Source organism: Pseudomonas sp. PHC1 (assembly GCF_046487845.1).
In the GTDB taxonomy this organism is placed as follows: domain Bacteria; phylum Pseudomonadota; class Gammaproteobacteria; order Pseudomonadales; family Pseudomonadaceae; genus Aquipseudomonas; species Aquipseudomonas sputi.
Map to the genome: position 1 here is coordinate 92058 of NZ_JBJXHJ010000016.1, position 17407 is coordinate 109464.

General features: G+C 61.3%; 15 protein-coding genes. 1 reads left to right on the forward strand and 14 read right to left on the reverse strand.

Annotated features, from left to right (window positions below):
* Positions 1 to 20 precede the first annotated feature (20 nt).
* From ACKJSM_RS19570 to pmbA, 6 genes are all read right to left on the reverse strand, one after another.
* Entirely contained in the window at positions 21 to 914 is an 894-nt protein-coding gene (locus ACKJSM_RS19570) for a ZIP family metal transporter (protein ID WP_339485906.1), read from the reverse strand.
* 30 nt (positions 915 to 944) lie between these two features.
* Positions 945 to 1556, reverse strand: a complete 612-nt coding sequence (locus ACKJSM_RS19575; protein ID WP_410238584.1) for a superoxide dismutase — start codon at positions 1554 to 1556, stop codon at positions 945 to 947.
* A gap of 1 nt (position 1557) precedes the next feature.
* Positions 1558 to 1998 carry a hypothetical protein gene (locus tag ACKJSM_RS19580; protein ID WP_236178138.1) on the reverse strand — a complete coding sequence of 147 codons (441 nt, stop codon included), beginning with the start codon at positions 1996 to 1998 and terminating at the stop codon, positions 1558 to 1560.
* Positions 1999 to 2025: 27 nt separating this feature from the next.
* On the reverse strand, positions 2026 to 3402 hold the full coding sequence (locus ACKJSM_RS19585) for a class II fumarate hydratase (RefSeq protein WP_410238585.1): 1377 nt from the start codon (positions 3400 to 3402) through the stop codon (positions 2026 to 2028).
* Positions 3383 to 3790 (reverse strand): FagA protein, encoded by a 408-nt coding sequence (locus tag ACKJSM_RS19590; RefSeq protein WP_236178136.1) that lies wholly within the window; start codon positions 3788 to 3790, stop codon positions 3383 to 3385. The genes ACKJSM_RS19585 and ACKJSM_RS19590 overlap by 20 nt, the downstream gene beginning before the upstream one ends.
* 162 nt (positions 3791 to 3952) lie before the next feature.
* A complete protein-coding gene (gene pmbA / locus ACKJSM_RS19595; RefSeq protein ID WP_410238586.1) occupies positions 3953 to 5299 on the reverse strand; it encodes a metalloprotease PmbA in 1347 nt (448 codons plus the stop codon).
* A 108-nt stretch (positions 5300 to 5407) separates the two neighbouring features.
* Between pmbA and yjgA the strand changes: the two genes are divergently transcribed.
* Positions 5408 to 5932, forward strand: coding sequence for a ribosome biogenesis factor YjgA (gene yjgA / locus ACKJSM_RS19600; RefSeq protein WP_115076552.1), 525 nt, complete (start codon positions 5408 to 5410; stop codon positions 5930 to 5932).
* Between the two features lie 51 nt (positions 5933 to 5983).
* Here yjgA and tldD read toward each other — a convergent pair whose 3' ends face one another.
* From tldD to mreB, 8 genes are all read right to left on the reverse strand, one after another.
* Complete coding sequence (gene tldD / locus ACKJSM_RS19605) at positions 5984 to 7426, reverse strand: metalloprotease TldD (protein ID WP_410238587.1); 1443 nt, start codon at positions 7424 to 7426, stop codon at positions 5984 to 5986.
* Between the two features lie 5 nt (positions 7427 to 7431).
* Positions 7432 to 8292 carry a carbon-nitrogen hydrolase family protein gene (locus ACKJSM_RS19610; RefSeq protein ID WP_236178134.1) on the reverse strand — a complete coding sequence of 287 codons (861 nt, stop codon included), beginning with the start codon at positions 8290 to 8292 and terminating at the stop codon, positions 7432 to 7434.
* Between the two features lie 58 nt (positions 8293 to 8350).
* Complete coding sequence (locus tag ACKJSM_RS19615) at positions 8351 to 12154, reverse strand: YhdP family protein (RefSeq protein ID WP_410238588.1); 3804 nt, start codon at positions 12152 to 12154, stop codon at positions 8351 to 8353.
* 75 nt (positions 12155 to 12229) lie between these two features.
* The gene (gene rng, locus ACKJSM_RS19620; protein ID WP_065260839.1) at positions 12230 to 13687 is read right to left on the reverse strand and encodes a ribonuclease G; all 1458 of its coding nucleotides are present in this window, start codon (positions 13685 to 13687) and stop codon (positions 12230 to 12232) included.
* 57 nt (positions 13688 to 13744) lie between these two features.
* Complete coding sequence (locus ACKJSM_RS19625; RefSeq protein WP_410238589.1) at positions 13745 to 14341, reverse strand: Maf family protein; 597 nt, start codon at positions 14339 to 14341, stop codon at positions 13745 to 13747.
* 63 nt (positions 14342 to 14404) lie between these two features.
* Positions 14405 to 14896 (reverse strand): rod shape-determining protein MreD, encoded by a 492-nt coding sequence (mreD, locus tag ACKJSM_RS19630; RefSeq protein WP_236178131.1) that lies wholly within the window; start codon positions 14894 to 14896, stop codon positions 14405 to 14407.
* The gene (gene mreC, locus ACKJSM_RS19635; protein WP_276574196.1) at positions 14896 to 16020 is read right to left on the reverse strand and encodes a rod shape-determining protein MreC; all 1125 of its coding nucleotides are present in this window, start codon (positions 16018 to 16020) and stop codon (positions 14896 to 14898) included. The genes mreD and mreC overlap by 1 nt, the downstream gene beginning before the upstream one ends.
* A gap of 140 nt (positions 16021 to 16160) precedes the next feature.
* Complete coding sequence (gene mreB / locus ACKJSM_RS19640) at positions 16161 to 17198, reverse strand: rod shape-determining protein MreB (protein ID WP_002555108.1); 1038 nt, start codon at positions 17196 to 17198, stop codon at positions 16161 to 16163.
* Between the last annotated feature and the right edge of the window lie 209 nt (positions 17199 to 17407).

The following is a 17407-nucleotide window of genomic DNA, read 5'->3' on the forward strand; positions in this document are numbered from 1 at the left end:
AGCAAGCTCCCTCCTGCGTTTCAGCCCAATGCCGTATCCATCACCATCATCAGGCAGAAGCCAATCAACAATCCCAAGCTTGCCAGCTTCTCGTGACCATTGCGTCGCGACTCCGGAATGACCTCGTGAGTCACCACCAGCAGCATGGCGCCCGCCGCCAACGCCAGCCCCAAGGGCAGTAACAATTCGGCAAGGCTGACCAGCCACGCGCAAAGCAGCGCGAACACCGGTTCGACCAGACCTGACGCTGCGCCAATCAAAAACGCCTTGACCCGCGACATCCCGGCACCGGCCAGTACCAGCGCAATCACCAGCCCTTCCGGTACATCCTGCAAGGCAATCCCCATCGCCAGACTGTCTGCGTCAGGCATTCCACCGCCAGCCGAGACACCGACCGCCATGCCTTCCGGGATGTTATGGGCGATGATGGCGAACACGAACAGCCAGATCCGCGGCGGAATCACCGGATGCTCGACAGTGCCGATGAGCATTTCCGGCGAGGCGCCCGACACTCGGCGATCAACCAGATACAGGCCGAATGCCCCCAGCAGGATGCCAAAACAGATCAGGCCACTGGCGCCCCATGGGCTCAGCCCCAGGCTTTCGGCGGCGGAGATTCCCGGCACGATCAGCGAAAAGGCGGTCGCTGCCAGCATCACGCCGGCGCCAAAACCCAACAGCGTATCCCCCAGTGCCTGAGGCATGTTGCGGATCACCAGCACCGGAACCGCGCCGAGCGCGGTGCCAAGGGCGCATATCGCCCCGCCCTGCAACGCCCGCGACAACCTCGGCTCCAGGTTCAGCCATTCCAGTGCGTGGGCGACCAGCAAAGTCATACCCGCCAACAGCAGCAGCGATCCGATTGCGTAACGAAACATGCGCCCACTTCCGATCGCCAGTGTCTCAGTGCCCATAGTCAGCCTTGTATTGTTTTTATAGAAGACTTAAACCAGCGCTGCCCGATAGCGCGCAGCGACTTGTGGCCAGTTGATCACGTTGTAGAAAGCGCTGATGTATTCCGGCCGATGGTTCTGATAACGCAAGTAGTAGGCGTGCTCCCACACATCCAGACCGAGAATCGGCGTATTGCCGTTCATCAGCGGGCTGTCCTGATTGCCGCTGCTTTCTACCACCAGTTTCTTGTCCGGCGTCACGCTGAGCCACGCCCAGCCACTGCCGAAGCGGGTCAGCGCAGCTTTGGTGAAGGCCTCCTTGAAACTGTCGAGGCCACCCAGTTGCTCATCAATTGCCTTGGCCAGCGCACCGTCCGGCTTGCCACCGCCGTTAGGCACCATGACTTCCCAGAACAACGAATGGTTGGCATGACCACCACCCTGGTTGATCACCGCCGCCCGGAGTTTTTCCGGCAGTTGCCGGACGCTGGCGACCAGTTTTTCCACCGGCCACTCCGCGAACTCAGTGCCCTCGACCGCAGCGTTCAGATTATTGATGTAGGTCTGGTGATTCTTGGTGTAGTGGATCTCCATGGTTTGCGCATCGATGTGCGGCTCCAGTGCGTCGTAGGCGTAAGGCAAGGCTGGCAGGGTAAAAGCCATTTCAATGGACTCCATGGTGATGTGGGGCAGGCGCGCGGCGAGCATTGCCGGTGTCCGGATGCAGCAAACGCTGGGTACGCGGGTATTCGCCGTGCTCGCTGATGAAATTGAGCAGCTCGACGTAGGTCTTGCTGCTCTGGCGCAGCGCCGCTTCACGCAGGGCCGGGCGCAGGCGCTCGTCCTGCATGGTCTGCAACAACCGTTGATGGATCGCGCACAGGTACTCGGCGCTCTCCTCCGGCTGATTCAGCTGCAGATGCAGATCCGCCAGGTTGTGATGGGAAATGACGCAAGCCGCCACCGCTTCGTCGGCATCGGCCCAGCGCTCGAACAACACCTGCGCTAAAGCCAGGGCTTGCAGGTAGGCCTCGCGGGCATCGATCAGCTCGCCCAGGATGAAGCAGCGATTGGCCCGTTCGATCGTGCGTTTCCAGTGCTCCATGGTGAACCTCCAAAGCGGTTGCGGTGCTTATACGCCGCCGGCAGTGAGTTTTTCGGGATTGAGCAACGTTTCCAGCTGACTGCGCGACAGGTCGGTGTGTTCCAGCGCGACGTCGATCACCGGGCGCCCCTGTTTGTAGGCCTGCTTGGCGATCTCGGCCGCTTTCTGGTAACCGATGATCGGGTTGAGCGCGGTCACCAGAATCGGGTTGCGCGACAGCGCTTCCTTGAGGCGCGAGTCGTTGACCTTGAAGGTGGCGATGGCCTTGTCACCCAGCAAACGGCTGGAGTTGGCCAGCAACTCGATGCTGCTCAACAGGTTCTGGGCAATGATCGGCAGCATCACGTTCAGTTCGAAATTGCCTGACTGCCCGGCGATGGTGATCACCGAGTCATTGCCGATCACTTGCGCAGCGACCATGGCGGTGGCTTCCGGAATCACCGGATTGACCTTCCCCGGCATGATCGACGAGCCCGGTTGCAGACCTTCCAGTTCAATTTCCCCGAGGCCGGCGAGCGGGCCGGAGTTCATCCAGCGCAGATCGTTGGCGATTTTCATCAGCGACACGGCAGTGGCTTTGAGCTGGCCCGACACCGCCACGGCGGTGTCCTGCGAGCCGATCAGGGCGAACAGATTCTTGCCAGGCGTGAACTGGACATTGGTCAACTGGCTGAGCTGGCGGCTGAAACGCACAGCAAATTCCGGATGCGCATTGATCCCGGTACCGACTGCCGTGCCACCCTGGGCCAGGGATTGCAGGCTTGGCAGCAGATCCTGCAGGTGACCGATATTGGCCTTGAGCTGCTGCGCCCAACCGTTCAGCGCCTGGCTCATGCGCACCGGCATGGCGTCCATCAGGTGCGTGCGACCGGTCTTGACGTGGTGATGGACCTGCTCGGCCTTGCGCTCGATCACCTGCACCAGGTGCAGCAGCGCCGGCAGCAGTTGTTCGTGCAGGGCCAATGCGGCGCTGACGTGGATAGTCGTCGGAATGATGTCGTTGCTGCTCTGCCCGCAGTTGACGTGATCATTGGCATTGACCGGTTCGTCGAGCAAGCGGCTGGCCAGGGTGGCGATCACTTCGTTGGCGTTCATGTTGGAGCTGGTGCCGGAACCGGTCTGGAAGATGTCCACCGGAAAATGCCGCATGAAGTCGCCTTCCAGCAACCCTTGAGCGGCATCGCTGATGGCTTTGCCTTGGGCGGCGCTGATCTGGTTGAGTTCAACGTTGGCGCGCGCGGCGGCCGCTTTGGCCAGAATCAGGGCGCGGATGAACTGGGTCGGCATCGGCTTGCCGCTGATGGGGAAGTTATCCACTGCGCGCTGGGTTTGCGCGCCGTAGAGAGCGTCCACCGGCACCTGCAGTTCGCCCATGCTGTCGCGCTCAATACGTGTCTTGGTCATCTGAAAATCCTTGCACCAGTTCTATGAGAGGAATCGAGGGTTGCAATTCGCAGGTGGCGAGCTGCCAGGTGTAGCTCTGCCAGCGCTTTAGCCGGCATTTGCACAATGACAGGCGCTCCATTTCACGCAGCGGGCGCCAGGCTTGATCGAGACAGAGGCTGCGCCAATGCCACGGCAACGCGATGTCGGTGGCCGTGTCGAGCAGCAGACGGAAAGAGGTTTCAGCGATCATCCAGGGTGAGGTCGCCGTGCAGCAGGCCAGATAACGACCTTCGGCCAGGTAGTGTTCGATCAGTCGCGGTTCGTCAGGATCCATCGCGCAACGGATCTGGCGACTCATCCAGCGCCAGCTTTCAAGGTACGGCTGCTCGTGCAAGGCAGAACTCATGATCCTGGGCTCATCCGATAATGAGATTTATTATTAGATGATAATGAGAACCAAAAACAAGCACGGCTTTTTAGCTGCCCTGATCAGCCCAAAAGATTTGCAGGCATAAAAAAAGGCGCGCCACCCAATCGGGTGACGCGCCTTCTGTGTACCGGCCTGGACTTAGCTGCCCGCGACAGTCATCTTCTCGATCAACACCGAACCGGTGCGAATGTTGCTGCGCAGCTCCAGATCGTTACCCACCGCGACGATCTGCTTGAACATGTCACGCATGTTGCCGGCGATGGTCACTTCCTGCACCGCGAACTGGATCTCCCCGTTCTCGACCCAGAAACCCGCCGCACCGCGCGAGTAATCACCGGTCACCATGTTCAGACCATGGCCCATCAGCTCGGTGACCAGCAACCCGCGCCCCATTCGTCGCAGCAAGGCAGCCTGATCTTCATCGCCATGAGTGACGAACAGGTTATGCACGCCGCCTGCGTTGGCGGTACTCGGCATGCCCAGTTTGCGCCCGGAATAGGTGCCGAGGATGTACGAAACCAACTCACCCTTTTCGACGAACGGTTTGGCATAGGTCGCCAGACCGTCGCCGTCATACGACGCACTGCCCATGGCGCGCATCAGGTGTGGACGCTCGTCGATGGTCAGCCATTCCGGGAACAGCTTCTGCCCCAAAGTGCCTTCGAGGAACGACGATTTGCGATACAGACTGCCGCCGGAAATCGCCGACAGGAAGCTGCCGAACAACCCGCCCGCCAGTTCCGCCGAAAACAATACAGGCACTTCGCAGGTCGGCACCGGACGCGCGCCCAGACGGCTCGCCGCCCGCTGTGCCGCACGCTGGCCAATGCTTACCGGATCCGCCAGCAAACTGCCCTGGCGGTTCACGTCGTACCAGTAATCACGCTGCATCTGGCCATCGGCCTCGGCGATCATCACGCAGCTCAGGCTGTGTCGGGTCGAAGCATAACCGCCGATGAAACCATGGCTGTTTCCGTACACGCGGCAGCCCTGATGAGTGCTCAACGTGGTGCCATCGGCATTCTTGATGCGCGCATCGGCGTCGAACGCGGCAGCTTCACAGAGCAACGCCTTCTCGATGGCCTGCTCCGGCGTGATCTCCCATTCGTGGAACAGGTCGAAATCCTGTAGATCCCTGGCCATCAGCGCGGCATCGGCCAGCCCCGAGGCTTCGTCCTCCGAAGTGTGCCTGGCAATCGCCAGCGCCGCAGCGACAGTCTCGCGAATGGCATCCGGACCGGTGGCGGAGGTGCTGGCCGAGCCCTTGCGCTGGCCGACATACAAGGTGATGCCAAAGCCCTGATCGCGGTTGAATTCGACCGTTTCGACTTCACGCTGCCGCACCGACGTCGACAGGCCCTGCTCCAGCGACACCGCCACTTCGCAGGCACTGGCACCCTGGCGCTTGGCTTCGGCGATGATCTGCTCGACCTGTTCCTGCAGTGCCGGCAATGCCTGCGGGCCGACGCTTTCAACTGCACTCATGCTCATCTCCACTCAAATTCTGCTTTCGGCTGGGGCCTTCGAGCGACCGGGCCGGACAAGCGGCCCCCGACTGGTTATCATGGCGGCGTTTCTTTGCGGACTGCCACCATGGTTGATTCTTACGACGACTCCCTCGATACGGGAGAAAAAAGCAAATCCCAGGTCAAACGCGAGCTGCATGCTCTGGTTGACCTTGGCGAGCGCCTTACAACGCTCAAGCCCGACTTGCAGGCAAAACTGCCGTTGACCGACGCTTTGCGCCGGGCCCTGGCCGATGCGCCCAAGCACACCGCGAACATCGCGCGTAAACGGCATTTGCAGTTCATCGGCAAACTGATGCGCGATCAGGACACTGACGCGATTCTCACCTTGCTCGATCAACTCGATGCCTCTACCCGTCAGTACAACGAGCGTTTCCACAACCTCGAACGCTGGCGTGACCGCCTGATCGCCGGTGACGATGCCGTGCTGGAGAAATTCGTCGTCGATTACCCGGACGCCGACCGCCAGCAACTGCGTTCCCTGATCCGTCAGGCCCAGCACGAGGTTGCGCATAACAAACCTCCTGCCTCGAGCCGCAAGATCTTCAAATACATCCGTGAGCTGGACGAGACTCAACGCGGTCTGCGCTGATATTCGCCACCGGGTGGCCGCACTGCGCGCCACCCGAAGCTCCATCCCTTCTTATGCGCCCGTGCCACCCACGGTGATCGCATCGATTTTCAGGGTCGGCTGACCGACACCCACCGGCACCGACTGTCCGTCCTTGCCACACGTGCCCACACCGCTGTCCAGCGCCAGATCGTTACCGACCATCGACACCCGGCTCATCGCTTCCGGACCGTTGCCGATCAACGTTGCGCCTTTGACCGGTGCAGTGATCTTGCCGTCCTCGATCAGGTAAGCCTCGCTGGTGGAGAACACGAACTTGCCGCTGGTGATGTCGACCTGACCGCCGCCAAGGTTGGCGCAGTAGATGCCCTTCTTCACCGACGCGATGATTTCCGACGGATCGCTCTGGCCACCGAGCATGTAGGTGTTGGTCATCCGTGGCATCGGCAAGTGCGCGTAGGATTCACGGCGACCGTTACCGGTGCGGGCCACGCCCATCAGCCGCGCATTGAGCTTGTCCTGCATATAACCTTTGAGCACACCGTTTTCGATCAGCGTGGTGCACTCGGTCGGGGTGCCTTCGTCGTCGACGCTCAGGGAACCGCGACGACCGCTCAGGGTGCCGTCATCGACGATGGTGCAGAGTTTCGAGGCAACCATTTCGCCCATGCGACCGCTGTAGGCCGAACTGCCCTTGCGGTTGAAATCGCCTTCCAGACCGTGACCGACCGCTTCATGCAGCAACACGCCGGACCAGCCCGAACCCAGAACCACCGGCAATGTCCCGGCCGGTGCCGGAATCGCTTCCAGGTTCACCAGCGCCTGACGCAGCGCCTCACGGGCATAGCCCATGGCGCGGTCTTCGGCGAGGAAATAACGGTAGTCGGTACGCCCGCCGCCGCCATGGCCACCGCGTTCGCGACGGCCGTTCTGCTCGACGATCACGCTGACGTTGAAACGCACCAGCGGACGCACGTCGGCCGCCAGGCCGCCGTCGGTCGAGGCCACCAGAATCCGCTCCCATACCCCGGCCATGCTCACGCTGACCTGCTGGATACGCGGGTCGAGGGCGCGGGTCGCCACATCGATGCGCTTGAGCAGTTCGACTTTTTCAGCGCGGCTCAGGACTTCCAGCGGATTGTCCGGCGCATACAGCTGGGCGACGTCCTGCGTGCTGAACGCCTGTACCGTGCCGTTCTGCCCGGCGCGGGAAATCGAACGGGCCGCACGAGCCGCCGCGCCGAGGGCTTCGAGGGTGATCGCGTTGCTGTAGGCGAAACCGGTTTTCTCACCGGACTGTGCCCGCACGCCGACACCTTGGTCGAGGTTGAAACTGCCTTCCTTGACGATGCCGTCTTCCAGCGACCAGGACTCGGAAATCTGCCCCTGGAAATACAGGTCGGCCGCATCGATGCCTGGACCCGCCAGATCACCGAGCACGCCTTGCAGGCTCTCGATCGTCACGCCGCCAGGCGCCAACAGGTGATCACTGACTGAGGACAACAACTCGCTCATAGGTTTTACGCCTTAAATTCGTGTTCTGAAGCAGGTCGCTGTGCGCCCTGCGAAAAAAACCGCCGATGACCCGTCACCGGCATTCGCGCCCGGATGGACGCCTGTTCGTTGCTGTCGCGCTCGGCCAGCAACACGGCTTCGCCCTGTTCCTGCTGCGCCAGAATCCGCCCCCAAGGGTCGACAATCGCCCCATGGCCAAAGGTTTCCCGCGGCCCCGGATGTGTCCCGCCCTGAGCGGCTGCCAGTACATAGCACTGGGTTTCAATGGCCCGAGCGCGGATCAATACATCCCAGTGCGCCGCCCCCGTCACGGCGGTGAAGGCCGACGGTGCGGTAATCAGTTCAGCCCCGGCAGCACGCAATTCGCTGTACAGCTCCGGGAAACGCAGGTCGTAGCACACCGTCAGACCCAATCGCCCGACCGGCGTGTCCGCAACCACCACGCCACTGCCATAAGCATAGTCGTCGGATTCTCGGTAACGGCCGCGATTGTCCGCCACATCGACATCGAACAGGTGCAACTTGTCATAGCGTGCAACGATTTCGCCCTGATCGTTCACCAGCAGCGAGCAGGCATGGGACTTGGCCTCGGGCTGCCCCACCGGCGGCAACGGCAAAGTGCCGGCGACAATCCATAACCTGAGGTCGCGGGCGGTCTGTTTCAACCACGGCAGGATCGGGCCTTCGCCAAGCGCTTCGGCGCGGCCGATATCGGCGATGTCGCGACGGCCCATGGCGGCGAAGTTTTCCGGCAGCACCGCCAGCTTCGCACCCGCGTTGGCCGCCTGTTCGAGCAACCGTCGGGCATCGCGCAGATTGGCCAGCACATCGCTCTGGCTGACCATTTGAATCACCGCTAAAGACATGGCGCACTCCGCAAGAGGTATGCAGCCATGCTACTCCATCGGTTCAGGGGCTGGCTGTTCAAAAAGGCTTGTCGAAGGTGATTTTCGGCTCTTTCCACGGGCCCTTGACGGTGTATTTGACGCTGGCGAAGCGTGCCACGCGATCGCCGATCAGCTTGTCGATCAGGAACAAGGCGCCGCCGACCGCCGGCGCGCCGACAATCAGCGCGGCGATCGGCAGGTTATTGGTCACCGGCAGAGTCACGAGCAACTTGGCATCGACCTGATCGCCCACCAGATCCAGCGTGCCGTCCAGTTCCAGGTTGCTTGAGGGACCGGTCAACCTGATCGGCTCTTTCGTCACGTAAACGCCATTGGTCGCCACCAGCAATCCCTTGACCCGGTCATAGCTCAAGCCCTTGCCGAACAGGTCGGAGAAGTCGAGGCGCAGTCGGCGGCCAATCGAGTTGAAGTTGAGCAGACCGAACACTCGCAACGCCTGGGCGCCACCCTCGACTTCGACGAACTGGCCTTTGTTAAGGGACGCATCGAGTGTGCCGGAGAAGCGCTTGGTCGCCAGCCACGCCGGCGAGCCAGGCCAGCGGCCGTCGACATCCATGTGGAATTCTTCGCTGGTCACGCTCGGCGCAAAGCCCCAGCCCTTGAGGACATCGGCGAGGTTCTTGCCGCCGATCCGCCCCTTGTACCAACTGGTCGTGGCACCGGGCGTACCTTCCCATCCCCCGCTGCCCTGCAAGAGGATGCCCTTGAGGCCCAGATCGAGGTTGTTCAGGGCGATGCCCTTGGCGGTCGGCCGAATTTTGAGCGACCAGCCACCGACCAGATCCTGGCCCTGGAACAATTGATTGATGGTGATATCCAGCGCCGGAATCTTGCCTGGATCGACCGAGGCCAGTGGATCCGGCGCATTCTCGTCGGCCTGCACCGTCGGGTCCGGCGCCGGCAACCGCACATATTGCAAATTCACCGCGATTGGCGCGCCCTTGGCGTCGGGGATGCCGGCTGTGCCTTTGGCCTGCTGACTGTCGAGGGCCAACGCCCAGGCAGCGGACTTGCGATTCACCTGCACGGCCGCCTGATCCAGCGTGGTGCCGAAGGCCGTGAGTTTGCCGATCTTGAAATCCGCGCTGCTGAGCAACTGTTTGGCATCGCCGCCCGGATCCTGGCCGGCGTATTTGTCCAGCAGGTCCTGCCAGGGTTTGACGTCCAGCTCCGACAACACACCGCGCACCCGCAGGCCTTTGTTGCCCGGCAACACCGCTTCACCGGCACCGAGGAACAACTCACCACGGCCATCGGCGAAACTGCTCGGTGGCGCAGCGAAAGTGAAATTAGCCAGTTGATCGTAATTGACCCAGTAACGCCGCTCCTGCCCTTGCAGGGTCATGCGGAACACCGTGTCACGCCCGACATTGGCAGCCATGCCGAACGGCGCCGGCAGATCCACCGCCACCCCCTTCAGACTGGAGCTGACCATCAATTGGCTGTCGGCACCGTCCAGATTCACTTGCAGCTGATAAGGAATCGTCCCGGAGACCGGCAACGGTTGAGTCACGCCCAGCCAGTCGGTCAGTTTCCTGACCTCGACCTGGCCTGACGCTGCTACCCGGGTCCTGAGTTGGCCCGGACCGCCGTCGGCGAAGATCTGCGCGGTCACCGGCTTGTCGAAGGCCCTGGCACTGATGTTCTGCCCGCTCAGGCCCTTGGCGCTGTCGAAGCGGAAATCGCCCTTGAGCTGGCTCAACTCCAGCTTCGGTTCCGCCAGCTTCAATCGCGCATTGGCGGTCTTGAAGTCGACGAGGATTTTCGGCTGATCGCCCTTGGCCAACGGCACATCGAGTTTGAGCTTGCCTTGCAGATCGCCCTCGCCTTCCCAACCGGCAAAGGTGTCGGCGGTGCCGATGGGTGCCTCCTGAAGAATCTTCAGACCATCGCCCAGCCCGCCGGCGAAGGTGCCATCGAGGAACATATGGCTGTGCTCGCCGCTCGGCACGTGGGGAATATTGACGAAAACGTCGCTGACCTGGGTGCCGAGCAACTGGCCCTTGCTGGCCAGAATCCGCACGCCGCTGTCTTCGATGAACACGTCACCGTTGACCTTGCTCACGTGCGGCCAGCCCGGCTGGAACGCCAGCTCGGCGTCGTGCACCTTGAAGAACAGACTGATACTGCGATCCGCTTCCCCGGCGTTCTTGTTCAGTGAACCCTGATACTGGAAGAATCCCTGATCCACCGCACCCTTGAGAATCGCCGTGCGCAGCCACTCGTCGAGGGCCGGGCTCAGGACTTGCGGCAGGTACTTGGCGGTGTAGCGACCGTCGCCCTCCACCAGGCCGACCCGCAGGTCCATGTAGTCTTCCTGGCTGTGATCGAAATGCAGGCGGATCAGGAAATCGCCGGCAATCTTGCCTTCCTCGCCGAGCACCTTCAGGTACGGCGCGATCAGGGTGAAACCTTCTTTATCGAGTTTCCAGGTCAACCGGGCGTTGGCCTGAATGTATTGCCATGGCTTGGCGAAAATCGGATCGAGGTGCAGGACGAAATCCTTGCTGTCCATGCGCAGCTCGCCGCCGCCGAGATTGCCGGTAAGGCTGCCGCTGACATTCCGTGCCGCCGGCGCACCGTGATAGGCGTCGAAACCGACCTGATCGAGGTTGGCGGCGAAGCTGAATTTGCTGTCGTCGGTGGCGTTCGGCCGGAAATCCAGCAGCACGTTACGCAGGCCGCCGGTCACTTTCAGGCGCTCGACCACGGTAGCGAAGCCTTGGGGCAACGGGCCGAGGGCATTGAGCAGGGGCGTGATCGGCGTCAGGTCGAGACGGTCGGCCTGCAGATGCCAGAGTTCTTCGGCCTTGTCGGTAGCGGCAGTCTGTTTGACCTGGACATGGGATTCCCAGCGGGTTTCGCCGACATTCATCGCCAGCGAATCAAGCGTGACAGTGGCCCCTTCGGGACCGCGCTGGAAGTAGCCGTTGAGCGCCAGATTGTTGATCTGAATGGGCTTGCGTTCAGCGTAGGCGCCAGTCAGTTGCGGCGCGTTGAGACGGATCGCAGCACTCTGCAAAGCCCCCTCGCGCCAGTTGACCCACAGCTCGCCACCGGCCTTGATCTCGGAGAAATTCCATTGTTGGGTCAGGCGCTCGGGCAGCCATTTTGACCAGTCGCTCTGCGGCAGACTGACATAACCTTCCAACTCGCTGTTCTGCCACTGATTCGGACGAAGTCGTGTGCGCAGGCTCAGCGCCACAGGCTGACCGTCGGGCAGGGTCAGGCGCGCATCGAGGCGTTGGCGGCTGGTACCGGTCTTTAGATTGAGGCCGACATACGTGAGGGTCAGCGGCGCCTGCTCCCGCGGCTGCAACGTCACCTGACTGTCGAGCACGGACAGTTGCTGAATCATTTGCAGGCGGTTGAACAGTTGCTCGGGATCCATGGGCTGATCCTGCTGCACCGGCAAGCCTTCCAGCGCCCACTTTCCGTCTTCGCCTTCCTTGAGGCTGATCTTCAGACCGTTGAGTTCAAGATGAGCGATGCGCACTTCGCGGGCCATCAGGCTGGCCCACAGATCCGGCACGGCACGCACCCGATCCAGGCGCAAGGCGTTGGCGCCGCTGCCGACCATCACGTCGTGAGCCAGCAGGATCGGGGCAAATCCGCGCCAGTTGCCTTCCAGCTCGCCAATCTGCAGCGGCATGCCCAGGGCGGCACTGGCCTTGTCTTCGATATCGGCGCGGTATTCGGCCACCAGTGGCGTGAGTTCCCGGCCAAGACTGACGTACAACGCCATCAATACCAGAACCAACGCACACAGGCCCAGACCCCAGCGGGTCAGTGCGGCCAAAATGCGTGTCAGACGTTCCATGTCAGTTGGCTCCCATGGCAAAAATACTGCAAAAAGCTGAGGCCAGCCGTTTCAGGAAAAGGGTGATGCAGGGGTTCAGAGCAGCACCACGTCATATTGTTCCTGGGAATACATGGTTTCCACCTGAAAGCGTATGGTGCGCCCGATAAAACCTTCAAGTTCGGCAACGTTACCGGACTCTTCATCAAGCAGGCGATCCACCACTTTCTGGTTCGCCAGCACCCGGTAACCCTCGGCCTGATAGGCCCGGGCTTCACGCAGGATCTCGCGGAAAATCTCGTAGCAAATGGTTTCCGGGGTTTTCAGCTTGCCCCGGCCCTGACAGCTGCTGCACGGTTCGCACAACACTTGCTCGAGGCTTTCGCGGGTGCGCTTGCGCGTCATCTGCACCAGGCCCAACTCGGTGATGCCGATGATGTTGGTCTTGGCGTGATCGCGCTCGAGTTGTTTTTCCAGGGTACGCAGCACCTGACGCTGGTGTTCTTCGTCTTCCATGTCGATGAAATCGATGATGATGATCCCGCCCAGATTACGCAGGCGCATCTGCCGGGCAATCGCGGTCGCGGCTTCGAGGTTGGTCTTGAAGATGGTTTCCTCAAGGTTGCGGTGACCGACGAACGCCCCGGTATTCACATCGATGGTGGTCATGGCTTCCGCCGGGTCGACCACCAGATAACCGCCGGACTTCAGCGGCACCTTGCGTTCCAGGGCTTTCTGGATTTCGTCTTCGACGCCGTACAGGTCGAAGATTGGTCGTTCGCCCGGGTAGTGCTCCAGACGATCGGCGATTTCCGGCATCAGTTCGGCGACGAACTGCGTGGTTTTCTGGAAGGTTTCCCGGGAGTCGATGCGAATCTTCTCGATCTTCGGGCTGACCAGATCGCGCAGGGTGCGCAGCGCCAGGCCGAGGTCTTCGTAGATCACGCTCGGTGCGCCGATGGTCTTGATCTGTTCGTTGATCTGATCCCACAGACGGCGCAGGTAGCGGATGTCCATCAGGATCTCATCGGCCCCTGCACCTTCGGCGGCGGTACGCAGAATGAAGCCGCCGGCCTCCTTGATGCCTTCTTTGGCCACGCAATCGCTGACCACCTGCTTGAGGCGTTCACGCTCGGCTTCGTCTTCGATCTTCAGGGAAATGCCGACGTGGGCCGTGCGCGGCATGTACACCAGATAGCGCGACGGGATCGAAAGCTGCGTGGTCAGCCGCGCACCTTTGGAACCGATCGGATCCTTGGTGACTTGTACCACCAGGCTCTGGCCTTCGTGCACCAGAGCGCTGATGCTTTCCACCGCCGGACCTTCGCGCAGGGAAATTTCCGAGGCATGAATGAAGGCCGCACGATCCAGGCCGATGTCGACGAATGCTGCCTGCATGCCGGGAAGAACCCGCACGACCTTGCCTTTATAGATGTTGCCGACGATCCCGCGTTTTTGCGTACGCTCGACGTGCACTTCTTGCAGCACACCGTTTTCGACCACCGCCACGCGCGACTCCATCGGCGTGATGTTGATCAGAATCTCTTCACTCATGGCAGGGTCTCGTTCAGGCATGTTCACGATAATGGCCGTATCTTGTCCGTTCGACGCTCAATGCGCGTCCAGGGTTTGCCAACAGGGTATGCCGAAATGGCCGAGCAGTTCTGCGCTTTCGCACACCGGCAAGCCGACGACCGCCGAGTAACTGCCATTGAGACTCGCGACGAACACCGCGCCGAGCCCCTGAATGCCGTAGCCACCCGCCTTGTCCCGAGGCTCGCCGCTGGCCCAGTAGGCGGCGGCTTCTTCACGACTGATCGACCGAAAACGCACCAGGCTGCGCACCACCCGGGACTCGCAGCGCTCGCCGTCAAGCACGGCAATCGCCGTCAGCACCTCATGCTCCTTGCCGGACAACATCATCAGCATGGCGCATGCATCGGCTTCGTCCACCGGTTTGCCAAGAATTTTGCCGTCCAGCACCACGGCGGTGTCGGCGCCCAGTACGCAAAACGGTACGTCGCGGACAACGGTACGCCGCCCGGCTTCGGCCTTGCCGCGCGCCAGACGCTCGACATAGGCCGATGGGGATTCATTGGCTAGAGGGGTTTCGTCAATATCCGCACTGATGGCGGTAAACGGGATGCCGATCTGCGTGAGCAATTCGCGCCGACGCGGCGATCCTGAGGCAAGGTAAAGCGGCTTCATCCAAACATCTCCCTTTTGAGTGCCCTGCCTCATGGCACCGGTGGGGGCCCATGCCTGACCGAATCAGTTGATTTTGTAGCGCCGGCGCAATCCACGCAAAGCGAAGCTGACCCATGGCCAGAGCAAGGCACTGACCAGTGCCGGCAGGACCAGCGCAAGGGTCGGCTGACGGTTGCCGGTCAAAGCGCTGAGCCAGAGTTGTACGAGCTGGGCGAGACCGAAGATCACCAGGATCACCAGGCTCTGCTGCCACATCGGGAACATTCGCAGGCGTTGCTGCAACGACAGCACCAGGAACGTGATCAGGGTCAGGATCAAGGCATTCTGACCGAGCAGATCGCCTTGCAGCACGTCTTCGGCCAATCCCAGGCAGAAGGCCGTGACCATGCCGACGGTGTGCGGCAAATACAAAGCCCAGAACGTCAGGAGCAAGGCCAGCCACAGCGGGCGCAGGATTTCCATGAAAATGGGCAGTGGCGATACGCTGAGCAGTATGCCGACAATAAACGTCAGCCAGATAATCCAGCCGTTACGCGATGCGGTAGCCCCGACCATTATTCTTGCCTCCCGGTGGTAGCCGGCGCAGTGACAGGCGGTTTGGCCGCAGGTCGAGCCGCCGGCTGATTCACCGGTGGTTTACTGGCCGCTGGTGTGGCTGCAGGCGGTTTGCTCGCAGCAGGTTTGGCCGGCGTGGTGCTGGCAGCAGGCGCAGACGACGGTGTCGCAGTGGCAGGGGTTGCTGCTGCGGCAGGCGGGGTGACGACTTTCGACACCGTGGCCGGAATCACCGGGCCGCCACCAAAGGCATCGAGGTTTTCCTGAGCCTGCGCGGCATCGTTGGCGCGTTCTTCGGCCGTGCGGTTGTCACTGAATACCAGCAGCAGGTAACGGCTGCGATTCAATGCGGCGGTCGGCACGGCACGAACGATGGCAAAAGGCTGGCCGGAATCGTGGATGACTTCCTTGACCGTCGCCACCGGGTAACCGGCCGGGAAGCGTTGGCCGAGACCGGAGCTGACCAGCAGGTCCCCTTCCTTGATATCGGCAGTGTCGGCGACATGGCGCAACTCAAGGCGCTCCGGGTTGCCAGTCCCACTGGCGATCGCCCGCAGACCGTTACGGTTCACCTGTACGGGGATGCTGTGGGTCGAGTCGGTCAGCAACAATACGCGGGAGGTGTACGGCATCAGTTCGACCACCTGCCCCATCAAGCCGCGTGCATCGAGCACCGGCTGACCGAGCACCACGCCATCACGCTCACCTTTGTTGATGATGATGCGATGGGTGAAGGGGTTGGGGTCCATGCCGATCAGCTCGGCCACTTCGACCTTCTCGTTGACCAGCGCGGAGGAATTGAGCAACTCGCGCAGCCGGACATTCTGCTCGGTGAGGGCGGCAAGCTTCTGCATGCGGCCCTGCAACAGCAGGTTCTCCGACTTGAGTTTTTCATTTTCAGCGACGAGCTCGGTACGACTGCCGAACTGGCTGGCGATACCTTCCCACAGCCGTCCGGGCAGGTCAGTAATCCAGTAGGCATCCATCAGCACCAGAGAGGCCTGGCTGCGTACGGGTTTAAGCAGACTGAAACGCGCATCAACGACCATCAGCGCGACCGACAGTACGGCCAGCACCAGCAAGCGCACGCCCAGTGAGGGGCCCTTGGCGAAAAGCGGTTTAATAAGCCGCTCCTCCCAGGCAAATGTTCTGTTTATTCATACGGCATCAAACCGGCCTGGATGAAGACTGACAGAAGATAAACGCCAACAGGCAGCACTGCAAAGTGCTGCCTGTGCGCTCACCCACGTATTGCACCCGGCGATTATTCGCTGGAGAGCAGGTCCATGGTGTGTTTGTCCATCATTTCCAATGCACGGCCACCGCCGCGAGCTACGCAGGTCAGCGGATCTTCGGCAACGATCACCGGCAGACCGGTTTCCTGGGCCAGCAGCTTGTCGAGGTCACGCAGCAGCGCGCCACCACCGGTCAGCACCAGGCCACGCTCGGCGATGTCGGAAGCCAGTTCCGGCGGCGATTGCTCCAGCGCGCTTTTCACGGCCTGAACGATGGTTGCCAGGGACTCTTGCAGAGCTTCCAGCACTTCGTTGGAGTTCAGGGTGAATGCGCGAGGAACACCTTCGGCCAGGTTGCGACCACGAACGTCGACTTCGCGAACTTCGCCGCCCGGGTAGGCCGTACCGATTTCCTGCTTGATGCGCTCGGCGGTGGATTCGCCGATCAGGCTGCCGTAGTTGCGACGCACGTAGGTGATGATCGCTTCGTCGAAGCGGTCGCCGCCAACACGTACGGATTCGGCATAGACCACACCGTTCAGGGAGATCAGCGCGATTTCGGTAGTACCACCACCGATATCCACGACCATCGAGCCGCGTGCTTCTTCAACCGGCAGGCCGGCACCGATAGCAGCCGCCATCGGCTCTTCGATCAGGAACACTTCGCGGGCACCGGCGCCAAGGGCCGATTCACGGATGGCGCGACGCTCAACCTGGGTGGATTTGCATGGAACGCAGATCAGCACACGAGGGCTGGGCTGCAGAAAGCTGTTTTCGTGAACCTTGTTGATAAAGTATTGCAGCATCTTTTCGCAGACGCTGAAGTCGGCGATCACGCCATCCTTCATCGGACGAATGGCAGCAATGTTGCCCGGCGTACGGCCGAGCATGCGCTTGGCCTCGGTGCCGACAGCGACGACACTTTTCTGGTTACCGTGTGTCCGAATGGCCACAACCGATGGCTCATTCAGGACGATACCGCGCTCGCGCACGTAAATAAGGGTGTTGGCAGTGCCCAGGTCAATGGAAAGATCGCTGGAAAACATGCCACGCAGTTTCTTGAACATGGGAAAGGGACCCTAGGCAACGCGTGGGTAAAAAAGTGCGGCAAACTCTAACAACGACAGGGATTTTGGGCAAGGCGCCAATATGTTAAATTGGCCGCTTTTCTGTGCACCAAGCCCCACAATCGCGGCCTTATGACCGTAGAAGTGCGGTAGTGTTCCGACAATCTAACACACGGACGCCGTCCGTCCTGTTTTCCACTGGAGAAACC